This is a genomic window from Phyllobacterium zundukense, from assembly GCF_025452195.1.
GTDB classification, from domain to species: domain Bacteria; phylum Pseudomonadota; class Alphaproteobacteria; order Rhizobiales; family Rhizobiaceae; genus Phyllobacterium; species Phyllobacterium zundukense_A.
Genome location: NZ_CP104972.1, coordinates 949,466 through 964,953, shown reverse-complemented (window position 1 = coordinate 964,953; position 15,488 = coordinate 949,466). Strand labels below are relative to the sequence as shown.

Below are 15,488 nucleotides of genomic sequence, written 5' to 3'. Positions count from 1 at the left end.
GGCAATGGCAGTCCACGCGCAATCGATCGGGCCGAAAGCCACGCATTTAGAAGCAGCGGATCGACGCGTCCTTTGCTCATCATCTCTCGGGCTTTACCGCGGCAGCTAAATGGCTAAAGACTTAGCAGAGCCTGCCGCGCTTGATTTCTTTCAACATATTGCTTCAACTCTTCTCGATTCAGGACCGTCCGCTGCCCGCTTACATCATATGGCTGTTTGAAATCGAATGCCCAGGCGGTTGGACCGTGATCATGTAGATATTCATGCCGCTGAATTGCTTCAGCCCACGTTGGAGTGTGCGTCTCCTCTTCCCACCAAAGCACATAGGGAGGCCATTCTGGTTTACGGAACCAGCTACGGCCATGCTTGAGAGCTTCAGAATGTATCCCAGAATATGAAAAGGCCATCGGTGAAATGAGATCTCGCCAAAGTGAAAGAGAGGAGGGAGACCAACCATCTCCTTTTTCTTCGTAGAACCGCGGGTAGACCTGCTTGCCCCAACTTTCAGGGCCGGGTTCATCGTCATATCCAGATCGAGCAATGAACCCTTCACTGCTTTCGGCTGCAAGGAAATTCAAATCGTTCCTATCGTGAAAGCCCTGGTTTCTTGGATCGGTAGCAGGAGCACGGAAGATCCCGAAAGTGTACAGCGCGACGCGTTTTCTGGTGACCTCCTTCTCCAACTCTTTCTCCCGTCTAGCTGGTACAACCTGTAAGGCAACTCACGCGCAGCAGCATCTTATAAGTGTACCGCCGCGCCCCGATGGTTTCAAGATTCCACCGTGGCTGCTTTCAGCCAAACCGGTGATTGGCCGCCGCAAAAATCCGCAGGGAATTCAAACTTTCCGACAGGTTTGCGTGCAAGAAGCCCCGAACACGTTCAGAGCAGACCGAAGTGTCGCAAAAGTCAGGAGTTCCGTGACTTTTGCACGACACAGAAAAGATTGCCGTCCGGGTCTTGCAAAACCACATAGTCAGCATTCTCCGGATAGCGCCACGGGTATTGCTTCGCTCCGATGGTCCGCAAACGATGGACTTTCTCCTGCTGACGATCGGTATAAAGGTCCAAATGCAGCCAGCTTCTCGGCCAGCCGCTTCGGTCACGGGCCTGAAATGAAATATTCGGGCCGTGGCCTTGAGGGTCATAAAGCACAACCCAGCCCCCGCTGGCAGGCGCACGCGGCACGTAATGCAAGGCTTCCTGCCAGAACTCGACCATGCGCTTAAATTCGTAGCAATGGATCACGACCGAGCCGATTTTGATCATTGTGGCCGCCTTCTATGCTCGATACGATAGCCTAATTTTGGTAGCGTCGCAAAAGTCAGGACTTGTGCGACATGCCTTGAAGCAAGGATAGGAGCCGGGGATATGTCGGAGCCAGCTGTCTCAAGATGGCGGCCGCCTCTGCATCACGTGCGACCGTCAACGGATATTGTAATGAGCCAATCAACACGGCTTGGTAAGAGGCTATTGCGGCCGCGTCGGCTTGGCCGACCCGCGCAAGGCATGTCGCCGCATCGGCAAGCCGTCTCGCGCCTACGCGAACAGCAAAGTGGATCAGGTGTCCGCGTAGATCGTCGCTGCAACCGTCCTCGACAATGCTTGCCAGAAGCTCGGCTGCTTCTTCATTGCCAACGGTGCCCTGTGGCAAACGCTGCGCGTGCTTCATCGATAGCCACCGGATCGCTGCGGGCAGCGAGGCCCGGATTATATCATCCTCCCCAACCTGGCGAACGCGACGAAAATCCGTCCGCATCGTGTAGGGTTCGCCATAGTCGATAGTTTCCGCGCGCCACGCGGTAATGAAATCATCAAGCGGCAGGGACGCAAAGGGATAGCCTTGCGGGTCGTGCATCTGCACCCGTTCGCCATCAACGGCAAGCACAACGACATAGTGGTCGGCTCCTATAGGCCCATCCTTGCCAGGCTGGTGCCGAAGATGGCCCATCTCCACAGGGCCGGCCCAGACCGGGCCATTGGAGAGCGCCGATTTGAGCCGGGCAAGCGCATCCTTCGCACTGCCGGCCTTGGTGACCAATGAAGTCCAACCCATAGCGTCGAGAGCGTCATTGAAACCGGCTTCGGGCGTCCATCCATAGGGATCGAAGAATGGCATCGCACCGCCCACGAGCTGCATTCCAAAGGGACTACTGGTCGCGAACTCGATGGCCGCCGTTGACGGCGCATCCCCGCCAAACATCATCGCGAACGAATTTGCGTAGCAGTATGGGCCAGAACCAATATAGGGGACATGCTTCATAATATTGCCTCCGATATAATTGCGAGAGGCAAGACAAGAGCGGCATTTTCACAAAAATTGTCAAGAGTCGTCGGAAACTCCTGATCAAGCACACTGGTTTCCCTGCCTTTTGCGACGTCGCAAAATAGTCGGTTTCGCAATGCCGCAATGTCTGCTTTTGGCCCCCAAACCGGTCATTGGCCGTCACAAAAATCCGCCGCGAAACTCCAACTTTAGCGAGAGAGTTCCGCGACGAGAATTCTCAATCCCTTTCAGGAAAGCAGGTGCGCCGCAAAAGTCGGTATTTATGCGACAGCTTTGGGTCGGCCATTGCTCATCAGCTCGATGAGTCTTTGGAGACGAGCCACCACGTCATTGGTTTCCAAGAGTTGCTGCTTCTGTTCGATACTGGTCGATAGCAAAGGGGCGACTGTGTCGGCTAACAGGCTGGGGTTTCCGATCGAAGGTAGGCCGAACCTGGCTTTGGATCCCGGCGGTAGTGCAGAAAAATCGACCTCGGCGTAGATCTGGTACGCATCGAGAACCGCACTCGACAGAGCGGCTGCCTCCGTCGACTGGCCGCGTTCGTCGTCAAACGGCGTAACCTCCGCCGCCAGGAACCCGTCATCGGTCAGCCGGACCATGCCTGTTCGCTGAAGCCCGCAGACGGTAACCTTGAGGGTCCCGTCCACCTGTGTCTGGCGATCGACCACGTTTGCTATGACTCCCACTGGATAGAGGGCTTCAAGAGTGCTGGGGTGGTCCTCGCCGCCATGCCTTTGGGCGACAACGAGAACGCGCCGGTCGCTGGCAAGAGCGTGTTCCACGGCCTGTCGGGTTTTCTCGCGTGCCACGAAAATCCGCGAGATCATGTGCGGAAACAGAACCAAGTCCCGCATAGGAACGAGGGGGATCTCCGCCCCCGCGGCAATGGACGTTTCGGCACTCACCGATTTCGCTCTCGGCTGCGTCGCTTGGATCGTTGCGGCCAATACGTTCCAGTCTCGAAAGCCAAGAATTCGAGCAACGAGCTCCTGGCTCTCACTGTTGGTGAAGGTGACAGATTTGGCGTGAAGCGCTTCACGTAGGGTTTTCGCCATAGCTTTGGCATCGCGGAAATCGCGCATGGGATGGTCCTCTGCATAAACGAACGGAAAGCGTCAGGGGCTTGCGTTGCTGACCCGTTCGTTCGGGCAAAGGGAGCCATGAGCGGCTCGATACATTCACCGTACCCCGAGGGGGCGCAAGCAGCAGGTCGTATCCACCGAGGACTAATTCTGCGCAGAAGGTTTGTTGCCTGTCAATCTTTTGCGACGTCGCAGAATACGGAGTTCTGCGAGAGCCGCAATGACCGGTATGGGGCGCAAAGCAGTCGTCGTTCGTTTGGCGCTTTTCATGGGCACATCGAAAACCGATTGGCTGCCTCGATTGACGTTGCAAAATTTAAACGATTGCGCAAAGTTTGCTTATTGTTTTCTCGCTAACATTTCTCCTTACCGGGGAACGAAATGAGCAAGCAGCCTAGATTGATCAGCAGCAATAGCCCAAAAAAGAGGGGGACTATTCAGCGCCCTCAAATTGGCGGGATGACCTGAAATACGAGCATACATCTAACCAAAAAGCGTTTGGACAGCGACCGTTGTCCTGCTCGCGATCGTAATGTTCCCGACCTATGCCACGATTGTCATTCCGGACAATGACTCGGCGAATGCTGTCGCATTCGTCGGACAAACCATCAGCCGTCAGCAACTATATGTCGTGGACGGCGACACGATCCTTTACAACCGTGAGCAGATCAGGATCGCAAATATCGACGCTCCAGAAATCGGGCAGGCAAAATGCGAATCCGAGCTGAAGCGAGGATTGGAAGCGAAGGCCGCTCTTAAGGAACTCCTCGAAGGCAAGGAATTCCAGATCGTCCGGGGTGATCCTAAAACGGGCAGGATGACCGACAAATACGGAAGAACCCTTGCTTTTAGTTAACGGACGCGACATCGGCAACTCGCTTATACAGCGCCAGCTGGCTCGCCAGTGGACGGGCAGGCGGATGCCACGGTGCTGAAATGATAAACTTCCTTTCAACTATCTAAGCCAACAGGCGCACCGATGCACAATGAAACGCAGCTGCCTTTGTAAACGCAGCTCCAACATTGAATCGGTGCGCGTTGCAAAAGCGGGAAAACGTCAGAAGGCTCTGTTGGACACGCCTCGAGTATTATGCCGACGTCATGGTCATTTATTCCCCATCGCTTGGCGCCACTATCGTGTAAAACTGCTCCGGGTGTTCTCGATCTGTGCATCGAAAATCGCATAATGACTCGACTGGAAATGCACTCGAAACCGGAGCGGGACGTGTGATGGACAAATATGAAGGCACGCCTCGATTGGTTAAGACGCGGCGACTGCCCGGGCCGGGACGATGTCCTCGGCCAAAAGCGCACTGACGGATTCGCCCGAATTGATCCGGCGCATGGCTTCCGCGAAGGCAGGCGCGACAGACAGCACGGTCAGCTTGGGCAGGCGCTTTTCGGTGGCGATGGGCACGGTGTTCGTGCAGACGATCTCCAGCACGTCGGGTTCGGCGGCAAGGCGGGCGGCGGCGGAGCCGGCGAAAATGGCGTGAGTGGTGGCAATCCGAATGGAGCGGGCGCCATGGGCGCGCAGATGCTGGAGCAGTTCGAGAATGGAGCCGCCGCTGGCGATCTCGTCATCGAGCACGATGACGTCGCGATTGCGGACATCGCCGATAAGCGCCGAGATGCGCACTTGGGTATCACTCAAACGTTCCTTGGCACCGGCGGCGACCGGCACATTGAGGCGCTTGGCGAAGGCGGCCGCGTTTTTGGCATTGCCAAGGTCGGGCGAAACGACGACGCCGCGGCTCAGGTCATAGCGCAAGAAGTGATTGGCGAGCTCGCCAAGCGCATGGAGCTGATCGACGGGCACGCTGAAAAAGCCATGCACCTGCGGGGAATGTAGCGTCATGGTGAGGACACGACTGGCCCCAGCAGTGACCAGGAGATCTGCAACTAATCGCCCACCGATGGAAATGCGCGGCGCGTCCTTCTTGTCGGAACGGGCATAGGAAAAGTGCGGGATGACAGCGGTGATGCGTGAAGCTGATGCACCGCGCGCGGCATCGAGCATCAGCAGCAGCTCGACCAGGTTTTCCTGCACCGGCACGCTGAGCGGCTGGACGATGAAAACATCCTGCTCGCGGCAATTGGCCTGCAGCTGGACTTCAAGGCAATCATTGGAGAAACGTTTGGTGCGCACCGGATATAAGGGCACGTCGAGACAGGAACATATTTCCTGCGCAAGTTCGGGATGAGCACTGCCGCTGAAGATGGCTATCTGGTTCACCGCAACCTCCCCCAAAAACTGGTCGGCTTATGGCGGTTGACCCTGTCACAGTCAAGCCTTGCCGGCAGGGCCTGCTCGGAGTTTTCAACAGTATCGCGCATTCCAGCCATACCCGCAGTCGGCCCGATGTAGTCATCGTGGCTTAGTGGTAGGAGCGAGTGACCGAGCAGAATCTGGACCGCGCGGAGGCTGCCTGTCTTCATGTAAATCAGCGCTGCCGACAGATGCTGCGAGGTTTTACGGCGGCTTGGGAATAGGTAGCTACCGCCGTTTCTTCGAACAAACGGGAGCCAAGCCCTGAGTGCTGCCTTCGTCTGTTCTGTCACTCCCGGCTGGCTCCGTTCATTTCAGCCGAACCCGGATCGACCAGACGTTCTTCGGTTGAAGTGGTCGCTTCCGACCAGCGAGGATACCTTTGTTCCATGGACAGCGGGGACGCAAAACGGCGGTTTCCATGACGAAGTCTCCGCCGCTCCTCCCACCGCGTTGCCTCCTTCAGGCGACCAGACGATTGCACACCTTGTCGCTACTCGGCCCCAGAAGACATGAATTCTGACGATTTCGTCGCCGTAGGCCTCAGAGCTAGGGACTCCTTCGTGCTGACATAAAGCAGATTTTTTCGCCAACCCATCCCGACAATCGAAGTGCTGCGCGGCCTCATGGGCCGAGGGTTTATGCCGGCTGGAGCTAAACAGTCCGGCACCCGCGATGCAGGCAAGACGGACTTTACTAAGCACCTTACCGGGAAACACATCCCGAACGTATGGGGAGTCGATGGTAGCGAAGGTGCATTTCGATCGGTCCCCCCAAACTAGGAAGATGCGCATTCGCGATGAAGTAGGAGTAGGTTGATTAGCATCGGAAAATTCAGGGCCTAATCGATCGCCAGACGGTCGTGGAAAGCAGGAGGCAGCAATGGATGGATTTCGGCCCTTCGGACCGATATGCTCGCAGGATGTTCCGACGACCTCGACGGCATCACTTCAGGGTAGAGACGATGGGCGAGAGCTCTGGCCATTGCGATTGCTGTGGCAAGGAGAGCCGCTGCGTCTGGGGCTTCGTCTACGACGGTGAAGTCGCGTCGGCGGCCTACTGGGTGCACTGGACAGAGGGGTCACCTGAGGGATCCGGGAGCCAATCTCGACCTCGTCCTTGGACGCTGGGGTGAAGGTGCAACCGCTGACGACCGCTTCACCGTTGCGCTTCTCCATCGTCAACAACCGGATGGCAGCCCCGTGTTGATGGTGATCGACGCCACTGGCAGACCAGCCGCAAACGGAGACTTCGCGCGCACTGCATTGGCCCGCAAGGACGTGATCGGGACACCCCTGGCCGCTCAGGTGTTCTCCATCACAGATGCGATTTACGAGCACGATGCTCGTTTGTTCCAAACGGCATCGCCTGCCAGACGAGTGGAAAGCAGGAGTACCGGCCCTAATGGCCCGTAGCGGACTTTTGCTACTCCCTGTAGTCTCACGACAAGATGTATCGCCACGGATGAAAAGATGGCTCCGCTGACCCCACCGCCTAAGATTAAGCTTTCGCGATTGCGCGATATCGGTTGGTCGATTTGGGATCCAATCGCACTATTGTCGGCCGGACAAAGCTGGGACGACGAAGACTGTCGAGGCTTCGCGGATGAATACGATCGCTACCTGATTTATGCGGCGGGTCAGTTGCGGAGAGGCGCTCCTGATGCCGAGGTAGTAAGTTACTTAGTCCAGATTGAAGCTGAACACATGGGTATTGGAGAAAGGTCCGACACCCGTGAAAGGGCTCAATCAGTAGTGGCTGCAATAAGGGCCGACGATGAGCTTTGGACCTATCCTGACAGGTAAAGCCATTGTGATTCACTTCGTTGGGTACAACGCTTCGCGAAATTGGTGGAGCTTCGAATGCTTTGTCCGGACAGGCCGGTTGCCCTCTACGAAATATTAGGCTTTGTGAGGCGATCATCTGCCGTTCTGTTTCATCAACGCTGGCATTCAGCCCTTGGCGATTAGCCCGTTGCTGCTGTTCGCGTGTCCAGTACAGGAAATGACGAGTGCACCAACCAATTGCTGTTTTTGATGCCGGTATCGGCAGCTACGCCATTGTCGCCGCGATCCAGAAACGTCTCCCGAGGCAGGATATCATCTATTTCGCAGATCGCGCCAGTTTTCCCTATGGCGGAAAGGACAGGGAGCAACTGCTTTCGATCATGCGGCAATCGATTAGCTTTCTTGAAAACTTTGATCCCTCAGCCATCATTATTGCCTCCAACGCGCCATCCATCATGGTACTGGATGAGGTGAGGAAATATTGTGCCCTGCCTCTTTACGGCGTGTTTCCGCCGCTGCAGCAAGCCTTGGCAGCGTCACGAAGCGGCCACGTAGGCATCATGGCTGTTCGTTCGTTGGTGGACAGCGAGAACCTGCCTCGGTTCATCGAGAAGCACACCAACAAGCCTGACAATGTGGCTCTTATCGATGCGTCACCGATGGTTGATCTGGTGGAGAACGGTTCTTTCCTGTTTTCGCCAGCCGATACACAGGCCGCCGTCGGCCATTTTGCCGACGAAATTTTCCAGCGCTATCCTTTGATCGATGCCCTGACCTTATCAAGCACCCATCTGCCCTGGCTGCAGAGCTTTTTTGAAGCGTCCCGCCCCGATTGTCTCTTCCTCGATCCTGCAGAGGACATTGTTGCGGGCATCGGGCCTGGAACAGCCGGCACTAGCATCGTGCAGGGGCTTATCACCGAAGATGAAAACTATGATCTGGACACCTTTCGGCGCATGCTCAAACATATCGGCGTCGATATTCCGCTTGATCTGGTCAGCCCCTGAATTTCGGGCTTTGTTGAGGCCGGCAGCCGCTCATCAGATATTGCCTCCGCATACGACCACCCAAATCCGACTATGTTTTCTCGGTAACCGGTCTTCCAGAAGCGCTGCTAACGCAAGAGCGCCGCTTGGTTCTGCATAAACCCCACATTCTTCTGCCATCAGCGATTGCGCCGCGGCCACTCCCGCATCGGATGCGATTGTCGTCGAGACATCGAGTTCTTGAATTGTGTCAAACGCCAGCTGTCCTATCTCGGTGACCCGGAGAGCATCGCAGTTTGTATGCCCGGTAGGGTAAATCTCCACTGGACAACCCGTAGCAAAGGCTGCTGCCAAGCGCGGGTAGTTCTCCGGCTCAACAGCGTAGACAGTGTTAGCGGCCCCTTTAAGTCGAAGACCAAGCGCAGTTCCGGCCGCGAGACCACCTCCTCCGCATGCAACAACAACTGCATCTGTTGGCGAGCCATAACTATCGATTGCCTCAGCTACCTCAAAACCCAGAGTGCAGCTTCCCACGAGCATTTCCGGACTTTTGAAGGGATGCAGGGCATTCCAGCCTCGGATATCAGCTTCTTCTTTCGCGATTTGAACAAACTCGGATCGTGGTACGAAAACCGTCTCCGAGCCAGATCCTAGCGCAAGCTTCTTTTTGAGTTGCGGAGCGTCATCTGGCATAACCAGTAGTGCCGGAAGGCTCAGCTTTGAAGCGGCCAACCCAACTGCGATCGGAAAGTTGCCGGAACCGCACGCAACAACACCCAGTCGGTTATTCCTCGCACCTAGAATGGCACCCCGATACTTGAAAGACCCCCCTTCTTGGCGAGTTTCATCAATGAGACGAACCTCGAGGTTTTCCAATTTAGGTAACGTCAATTTGTGATGCTGGACGTTCCTGACGTTATTCAAAACGAACTGAAGATCACGTTCAAATTCATTCGACAGATTGTGAGTAGTTTCGCTTCTATCGAACATGCCCCGCCAAATCCCCAATTGTTCATACACCCATTGGACAAAGTCCGATGCAGAAAATCCATAGGGGGTTGATGGCCCTAAAGATAGGAACTTCCCCTCTTCATATCTAACTTTAAGGATCTTCATCCCGGCCTTCTCGGGTGGAACGGAACCAACCATTGTGCCGGTGGCCAAGGTGAAAACCGGTGCAAGCCCAGCGATTGTGCAGTTCGGCGGCTTCCGAAACGTTGGCTCGGCGATCCTCATATATGCTGTTCTCGCGTCAGCAAGTTTCGAGGCAACGTTTGAATGCTCCCCTGATCCTGTGCGGCGCTGGCTCCCATCGTCAGAGCAGTTGTTGCACAAGTCCTAGGCTAGGCCGTACGAAAACTCGTTAGCTGATGGCAAGCCAACCATAGCTCTTCCTATCGAATCCTGAAACGGTAGATCATCTCGTCGTCGCGCTCGATAGGTTCCAGTTCTTGCGCTTGGGCGGCCCAATGGCTCTCGGCCAGAATCTCTGAGCGGGTGCGTTCAACAACATAATGCTAAGCTCCCACACACACGAGGAATGTGTGGCGGTGACTAACTTCTCAGCCTCAACAGTGATTTCCCTCCGGCCGTCTCACGCTACCCGTTTGAAGAACATCGTGAACTTCGGCAACACGGAGGGTTGCGTTTTATGGCCCGACCCTATGCCATCCTAAGCGGTGTAGATGTTTCTCTATGGCAATACACGCCTGCTTGAAGTCGTCACCATCCAGAAAGAGCGAGTTAACGTCTCCGTATGTTTCGCCGAATTTACGAATGTCTCTGACGATAGACGCTCCATCGTCGTGCGTGTGATCAAGGAAAGCTCCGTCACTTTCTCTCACCCAATCTCGCGTAACCAGCAAACTGAACAACGCTGCCGCTCCAGCCGCAGTGTCCACGATTTTCTTGATTTCAGCATCGCCATAGAGGTCCGTATCCATGGCGCCGGTTCTCGAGTTCAAGTCGACAGTCGGTTGTTCCGGTTGATCAAGAAACGCTATATCCTCGTCGCTGATGTCCAGTCTGCCCCAGCGCCATACCACAGGTATCAGCATGGTGTGAGCGCCATAAGTATCATAGGTGTCCCAAGCATGTTGAACATCACGTATGGGGCGACGCCAGTAATGAAAACCCGCCGAGGTGGCGCGTCCACGCGTACCGTCTGGAAACAGGGCATTGTCCACATAGAACGCCATCTTATGCCGATAGTGTAAAATGGCGGCTCCGTGACGACGAGCAAAAGCACTTGGTTTGAGGTGACCACGCCCGACCGGCACGGGTTCTTCACCGTGAGCTAAAAAATAACCCTCGGGATAGTCGCCATTTGGGTAGGGCCAAAGCATTGATCGACCTGTATCTGCGTGTTTACGGGGTTCCGGCCCGAACAATTACGGATGTGCTGAGTGAAGTCAAAGGGGATCAACGAGATGGTGCGCCAATAGAAGCTCTGTTGCGAGCTCGACGTCAGCGCCGACGTGCCGAAGGACCTGTCCGCGCGACCTTGGGTAAGTGTGCATCTCTGTTACGCCACCCGTGATCCCTTGCCATTTCTTATGTGTCCCTGAAAGCGGAGCCTGTGAACGAGCTTCGCCGCTTGCACACTGCCGTATTCTGACTTGCTGTCTGGTTGTGGGTCAGCGCGGATCGTCATGGCAACGGCGAGGGAATCCGAAGGGGATAACGAACAGGACCATCCATAAACCGCCATCGGGTGTTCCTGTTCTGTGCTTTTAAGTTGCATAATGTCTCGTTTGGAACGGCTCTCTCAAAGCCATTCAATGCGGTCCCTCATGATCGCTGTTGGCGGATACTGTTGAAAAACTCGTTGTTGCAGGCGCTTGGTACGCGTGATTCACTCCTCTGAGTGAATTGGCAGGGGATCAGGTGATGATGGGATTTCAGGCGGCTCCGGCGCAGCTCTTCTACGATTTCAATCTCGACGAGCACGTGCCGGCCGATTATCTTCTACGCCGGATCGACAACCACCTGGACCTCGATAGCGTCCGCACGCAGCCGGCAGCCCGCGTTGGCTTTGTCGCCGCCCTCGGCAAGCTGCATTTCGGCCACGGACAAGCGACCCCAGTCCCGCTTTCCATCTCAACCTCAATGACGATAAAGGATGCCTCAATGGGCTTGTGAGGCCCGCGGTTCCGATTGCAGTGAACGTATTTCCGACCTCAATGGCGAACGTTCGCTGGCACTAGCCGCCATACGACGTTGCCGACATCGTCGGCAATCAACAGTGCACCCGCCTTATCCACTACGACGCCAACCGGTCGGCCGCGCGCCTCGCCACCAGGGCCGATAAAGCCGGTTAGGATATCTTTGGGTGGTCCCTGCGGTCTGCCATTCCTGAATGGAACGAAAATCACCTTGTAGCCACTGCGGGGATTGCGGTTCCACGAGCCGTGTTGGCCGACGAAGGCCCCGTGACGATAGTACGGTCCGAGCAGCGGACCGGTGTAGAACGTCAACCCTAAAGAGGCGGTATGTGAGCCAAGCGCGTAGTCAGGTTTGATTGCGCGGCTGACGAGGTCAGGCCGTTGCGGCTTTGCACGAATATCGACATTCTGTCCGAAATAACTATAGGGCCATCCATAAAATCCGCCATCCTTAACCGATGTCATGTAGTCGGGGACAAGATCATTGCCGATTTCATCGCGCTCATTGACAGCTACCCAAAGTCTGCCGTCGTCCGGGTTCCATGAAAGCCCGTTCGGATTGCGCAATCCAGAGGCAAACACCCTGGTCTTTCGGCTGGGCAGGGCAACTTCCAGTACCGCAGCCCGATTTTCCTCGGCCCTCATGCCGTTCTCTCCGACATTGCTGTTTGAGCCTATGGTGACATAGAGCCTCGTGCCATCGCGACTGGCAATGACATCCTTGGTCCAATGATGATTGATAGGTCCGGCTGGCAAGCCGACGATTTTTTCTGGCAGCTTGGTTATGCGGGTGTCACCTTGCGAATAGGGAAAGGCAACGATGGCATCGGTATTGGCAACGTAGAGTCTACCGTTCAACAAGGCCATACCGAAGGGCGAATTGAGTCGCTCGATAAATGGAGTACGGAGATCGGCGACGCCATCATGATCGGTGTCGCGCAAAAGAGTGATCCGGTTGGCGCTTGCTACACTCGCGCCGGCGCGCTTCATGGCGAGCCCCATTACCAATTTGCGAAAACTGAATCCGCTGTCGTGCTTGGCGGGCGCGTTCGTCTCGGCGACCAGAACATCGCCGTTGGGTAGTACATAAAGCCAACGTGGGTGGTCGAGCTCTTTCGCAAAGGCGTTCACCTTTAGTCCTTTTGCAGGCTTCGGGGTTACGCCGTCAGGCCACCCTTTAGCCTCCGCTATCTTGATTGTAGGAATCAGAGCCGTCCTGGGTTGTGGCAACACGGGATCGGGGCCGTAGCCGCCGGTAATCGAAAGCCTCGGAGACTGTTGCGATTGAACCGCAACGCAACCTATTGGGAGAACACTGACAGCAACTGTCGTCAGAATGCCTCGAAACAATGCTCCCACCTGCAAATCTCCGAAATGAAACTTCCAGAACCCTTTTAAGCGGTTCAGATCACGGACGAATTTCATTGGCTCAGCGTTCGCTGAACGATGGTAGTTGGCCACAAAAACAAGGCGCCTGCTACTCATTTTTGGCTGAGACAAGACATGTTCTGGTGACATACAATCAGCAGAACATCACGCAGCAAGTGAGCAACGCGTTCTCGATTGAAATTTGTACGATCTATGAGCCTATACGATTCCTTTTGTAGAACTGCTTAGCCGATTGGACCAGAGCTAACGCAACCAATTACGGCAGGCATTGGGTCGGTTCCGAGCAAATTCGGTCAGATTCAAGGTAAGATCGGTGCGGCCGTGGAACCGCTGGATCAAACGCACTTATTTTCTATTGGTGTGAGTGGAGCGTTGTTCAAGGTCAGCGCAAGCGGTTTCGGTTACGCATGCGCAAAATGTGTCTAGGACCGGTCCCGGTGATGTGAGAGCTCCCCGATAGTCGCACTTACCTGAGGTCCGCAATGCCGCCGATGGACTTCGGTGTCTCGAACCGTTCAAGTTGGCCTAGGCCTTCGGACACATCACGCCAGCGTTTGACATCGAAGTCGATTACAACAAGGCCCGCGGTCGGGTATTTTTGGTGCAGTCGGGACAGATCGGATTGACTTCCCTTGCCAATCAGCCTGAGAGCAAGGTCCTGAAGTCCGGGGTTATGTCCGACGAGCAACAGCGCCTTAACATCGGGTGCTGTTTCCTTGATGATATCAAGGATGGCCTTCGCCGAAGCATCGTAAATGCGCGGTTCTTTTCGCCGCGAAATGTCGTGCTTAAAGGCGGAGCGTGCGCGTTTCCAGGTTTCTTTGGCGCGCCGAGCCGTTGAAACTATGGCGAGGTCGGGCATAAGTCCCTTCTCTGCCATGTATGTGCCCATCAAAGGGCTCGTTCGTCGCCCGCGTTTTGCCAGAGGGCGTTCTTGATCATCGACACCTTCGGGCCGATCCGATTTGGCGTGACGAAGCAGCATCAACCGGCGCATCAGCATGTTCCTCTCGCTGCCATGTCTTGCAGATCGGAAGGATACCGCGACCGCTCGATCCGCTCAAGCGCCCCGCGAAACAATTGGCGATTGACGAGCCGCCGATATGCTGCGGATATTCCACTTATGGAAGACATAGAAATATTTCAACGCATGGGGTTGGCGCTTGCCATCGGCGCTGCGGTTGGTGTCGAACGGCATTGGCGGGAAAAGGACGAAGAGGAAGGCAGCCGTACCGCCGGCATTCGTACGTTTGCACTCATTGGCCTGCTCGGGGGCGTTGCCGGCCTACTCGAACATTTTCTTGCCCGTCCAGGCGGCATCCCGGGGATCGTCGTCGTCGGATTCCTGGTGACGCTGACAGCGGTTTTTGCGGCGTTTCGGTTGCGCAAAGCAATCGCAGACGAGAACTACAGCGCGACGTCGGTTGTGGTTGCGATGCTTACATTTGCTATCGCAAGTGCAGCCGTTCTCGGAAGCATGACCGTCGCATCCGCGGGGGGCGTGGTTCTGGTTGCGGTGCTTGCAAGCCGGGAATTCCTCCACGCCTCCATGCGCAAATTGCGCTGGTCCGAACTGCGCTCGGCGGTGATCCTGTTGGCGCTGACCTTTGTTGTTCTTGTCCCATCTGAGCCGGTGTCGCTTTGCTCTTAAAAGGGGTCTTCCTCAATTTGTGTGGTGATTTGTCCTACAAACTGGCTGCCGCTGAAGCCGGGCGGTCTGAGAGGACATCAACAGTCCCGCGGCGTTCCAAATCTACCAGCATGGCCCTATAGTTGCGGTCTTGTGCCAGCTCTTGTCACCTACGAATGGAGTTCCTGGGTGCCTAGAGCGGAGATATTGCGCTGAGACTGCTGCAAAACGGTGTCGTCGCTGATTGGAATGCCAAGACGGTTCATCACGCGTGCTCCTGTCAGGCTGTCGATGCTGTAACCAAGAAGGTGAACAATTTCAGCTACCTGACGCGTTCGGCATGCGCAGCGAGAAATGTATTTCGGGCGATCGAACAAGCCAAGCACCACAGAAATTGAGGAAGACCCCTTAAAGGTGAGATGAGCAACTCAACAAAATCAATGGCGATGCTTTGCCATTAAACATGATATTTTGCCTTTAAAATCGAGATTCTTGCCTGTAAAAGTGAGACAGCGTTCACAAGCATTCGATGGGTTAGGATGGTGAGGGAAGGGGACCAGGCTGGTGGAACTGGCGCAGAAGCGACGCGTAGGGCCGCTGTCCTTCGTCCACTCGTTCAAGCATACCTCACTGGCTCAGGCAGTCTGGAAAGCGGCATTCGCGACGTGGTTTGGGAACTCGGTGTCAGCAGGGCCAGATTCTACATGTAGTGTATACCTGAGCGACCGGGATAAGCATTGATTCATACCAAAGATCGGCGATTCAGCCATGAATTCGCAGAGAACCTTTGCGGCTTTATGCTGTCGCTCTCCCTCTAGTGAACTATTTGGAGCTATAGTAGAGTTAGGCGGCGAGGCGGAATGGCATTAATCAATTGACAGGGCTACGTATTCAGA

15 protein-coding genes are annotated in these 15,488 nt (G+C 55.4%); 6 read left to right on the top strand and 9 right to left on the bottom strand.

The genetic code is table 11. The annotated features are described in order from the left end of the window. Nucleotides 1-113 precede the first annotated feature (113 nt). From N8E88_RS12275 to N8E88_RS12260, 4 genes are all read right to left on the bottom strand, one after another. A complete protein-coding gene (locus tag N8E88_RS12275; protein WP_262291960.1) occupies nt 114-683 on the bottom strand; it encodes a DUF3291 domain-containing protein in 570 nt (189 codons plus the stop codon). A 224-nt stretch (nt 684-907) separates the two neighbouring features. Beyond that, on the bottom strand, nt 908-1,267 hold the full coding sequence (locus N8E88_RS12270; protein ID WP_262291959.1) for a VOC family protein: 360 nt from the start codon (nt 1,265-1,267) through the stop codon (nt 908-910). Nucleotides 1,268-1,322: 55 nt separating this feature from the next. Then, nucleotides 1,323-2,261, bottom strand: coding sequence for a YobF C-terminal domain-containing protein (locus tag N8E88_RS12265; protein WP_262291958.1), 939 nt, complete (start codon nt 2,259-2,261; stop codon nt 1,323-1,325). A 284-nt stretch (nt 2,262-2,545) separates the two neighbouring features. Beyond that, a complete protein-coding gene (locus tag N8E88_RS12260; RefSeq protein ID WP_262291957.1) occupies nt 2,546-3,367 on the bottom strand; it encodes an LON peptidase substrate-binding domain-containing protein in 822 nt (273 codons plus the stop codon). 532 nt (nt 3,368-3,899) lie between these two features. Here N8E88_RS12260 and N8E88_RS12255 point away from each other — a divergent pair. After that, nucleotides 3,900-4,223, top strand: a complete 324-nt coding sequence (locus tag N8E88_RS12255; RefSeq protein WP_262291956.1) for a thermonuclease family protein — start codon at nt 3,900-3,902, stop codon at nt 4,221-4,223. 405 nt (nt 4,224-4,628) lie between these two features. Here the strand turns inward: N8E88_RS12255 and N8E88_RS12250 are convergent, their stop codons facing one another. Further along, on the bottom strand, nt 4,629-5,603 hold the full coding sequence (locus tag N8E88_RS12250; protein ID WP_262292426.1) for a ribose-phosphate diphosphokinase: 975 nt from the start codon (nt 5,601-5,603) through the stop codon (nt 4,629-4,631). 1,028 nt (nt 5,604-6,631) lie between these two features. Here N8E88_RS12250 and N8E88_RS12245 point away from each other — a divergent pair. The 3 genes from N8E88_RS12245 (at nt 6,632) to N8E88_RS12235 (ending at nt 8,430) form a co-directional block, all read left to right on the top strand. Continuing rightward, nucleotides 6,632-7,051: a hypothetical protein gene (locus N8E88_RS12245; RefSeq protein WP_262291955.1), complete on the top strand. Its 420-nt coding sequence runs from the start codon at nt 6,632-6,634 to the stop codon at nt 7,049-7,051. A 57-nt stretch (nt 7,052-7,108) separates the two neighbouring features. Next, complete coding sequence (locus N8E88_RS12240; protein WP_262291954.1) at nt 7,109-7,441, top strand: hypothetical protein; 333 nt, start codon at nt 7,109-7,111, stop codon at nt 7,439-7,441. 206 nt (nt 7,442-7,647) lie between these two features. Beyond that, nucleotides 7,648-8,430, top strand: coding sequence for a glutamate racemase (locus N8E88_RS12235; RefSeq protein WP_262291953.1), 783 nt, complete (start codon nt 7,648-7,650; stop codon nt 8,428-8,430). 33 nt (nt 8,431-8,463) lie between these two features. Here N8E88_RS12235 and N8E88_RS12230 read toward each other — a convergent pair whose 3' ends face one another. Together N8E88_RS12230 and N8E88_RS12225 are read right to left on the bottom strand one after the other, a co-directional pair. Beyond that, nucleotides 8,464-9,525 (bottom strand): pyridoxal-phosphate dependent enzyme, encoded by a 1,062-nt coding sequence (locus tag N8E88_RS12230; RefSeq protein ID WP_262291952.1) that lies wholly within the window; start codon nt 9,523-9,525, stop codon nt 8,464-8,466. Nucleotides 9,526-10,058: 533 nt separating this feature from the next. Further along, on the bottom strand, nt 10,059-10,754 hold the full coding sequence (locus tag N8E88_RS12225; protein WP_262291951.1) for a hypothetical protein: 696 nt from the start codon (nt 10,752-10,754) through the stop codon (nt 10,059-10,061). Nucleotides 10,755-11,298: 544 nt separating this feature from the next. On the opposite strand from N8E88_RS12225, the gene N8E88_RS12220 reads away from it, so the two are divergent. Continuing rightward, nucleotides 11,299-11,550: a hypothetical protein gene (locus tag N8E88_RS12220; protein ID WP_262291950.1), complete on the top strand. Its 252-nt coding sequence runs from the start codon at nt 11,299-11,301 to the stop codon at nt 11,548-11,550. A 38-nt stretch (nt 11,551-11,588) separates the two neighbouring features. Here N8E88_RS12220 and N8E88_RS12215 read toward each other — a convergent pair whose 3' ends face one another. Beyond that, nucleotides 11,589-12,911 carry a PQQ-dependent sugar dehydrogenase gene (locus N8E88_RS12215; protein ID WP_262292425.1) on the bottom strand — a complete coding sequence of 441 codons (1,323 nt, stop codon included), beginning with the start codon at nt 12,909-12,911 and terminating at the stop codon, nt 11,589-11,591. A 517-nt stretch (nt 12,912-13,428) separates the two neighbouring features. Then, nucleotides 13,429-13,959 carry a SixA phosphatase family protein gene (locus tag N8E88_RS12210; protein ID WP_262291949.1) on the bottom strand — a complete coding sequence of 177 codons (531 nt, stop codon included), beginning with the start codon at nt 13,957-13,959 and terminating at the stop codon, nt 13,429-13,431. A 126-nt stretch (nt 13,960-14,085) separates the two neighbouring features. Here N8E88_RS12210 and N8E88_RS12205 point away from each other — a divergent pair, with 126 nt between their 5' ends. Further along, on the top strand, nt 14,086-14,613 hold the full coding sequence (locus N8E88_RS12205; protein ID WP_262291948.1) for an MgtC/SapB family protein: 528 nt from the start codon (nt 14,086-14,088) through the stop codon (nt 14,611-14,613). Nucleotides 14,614-15,488 lie beyond the last annotated feature (875 nt).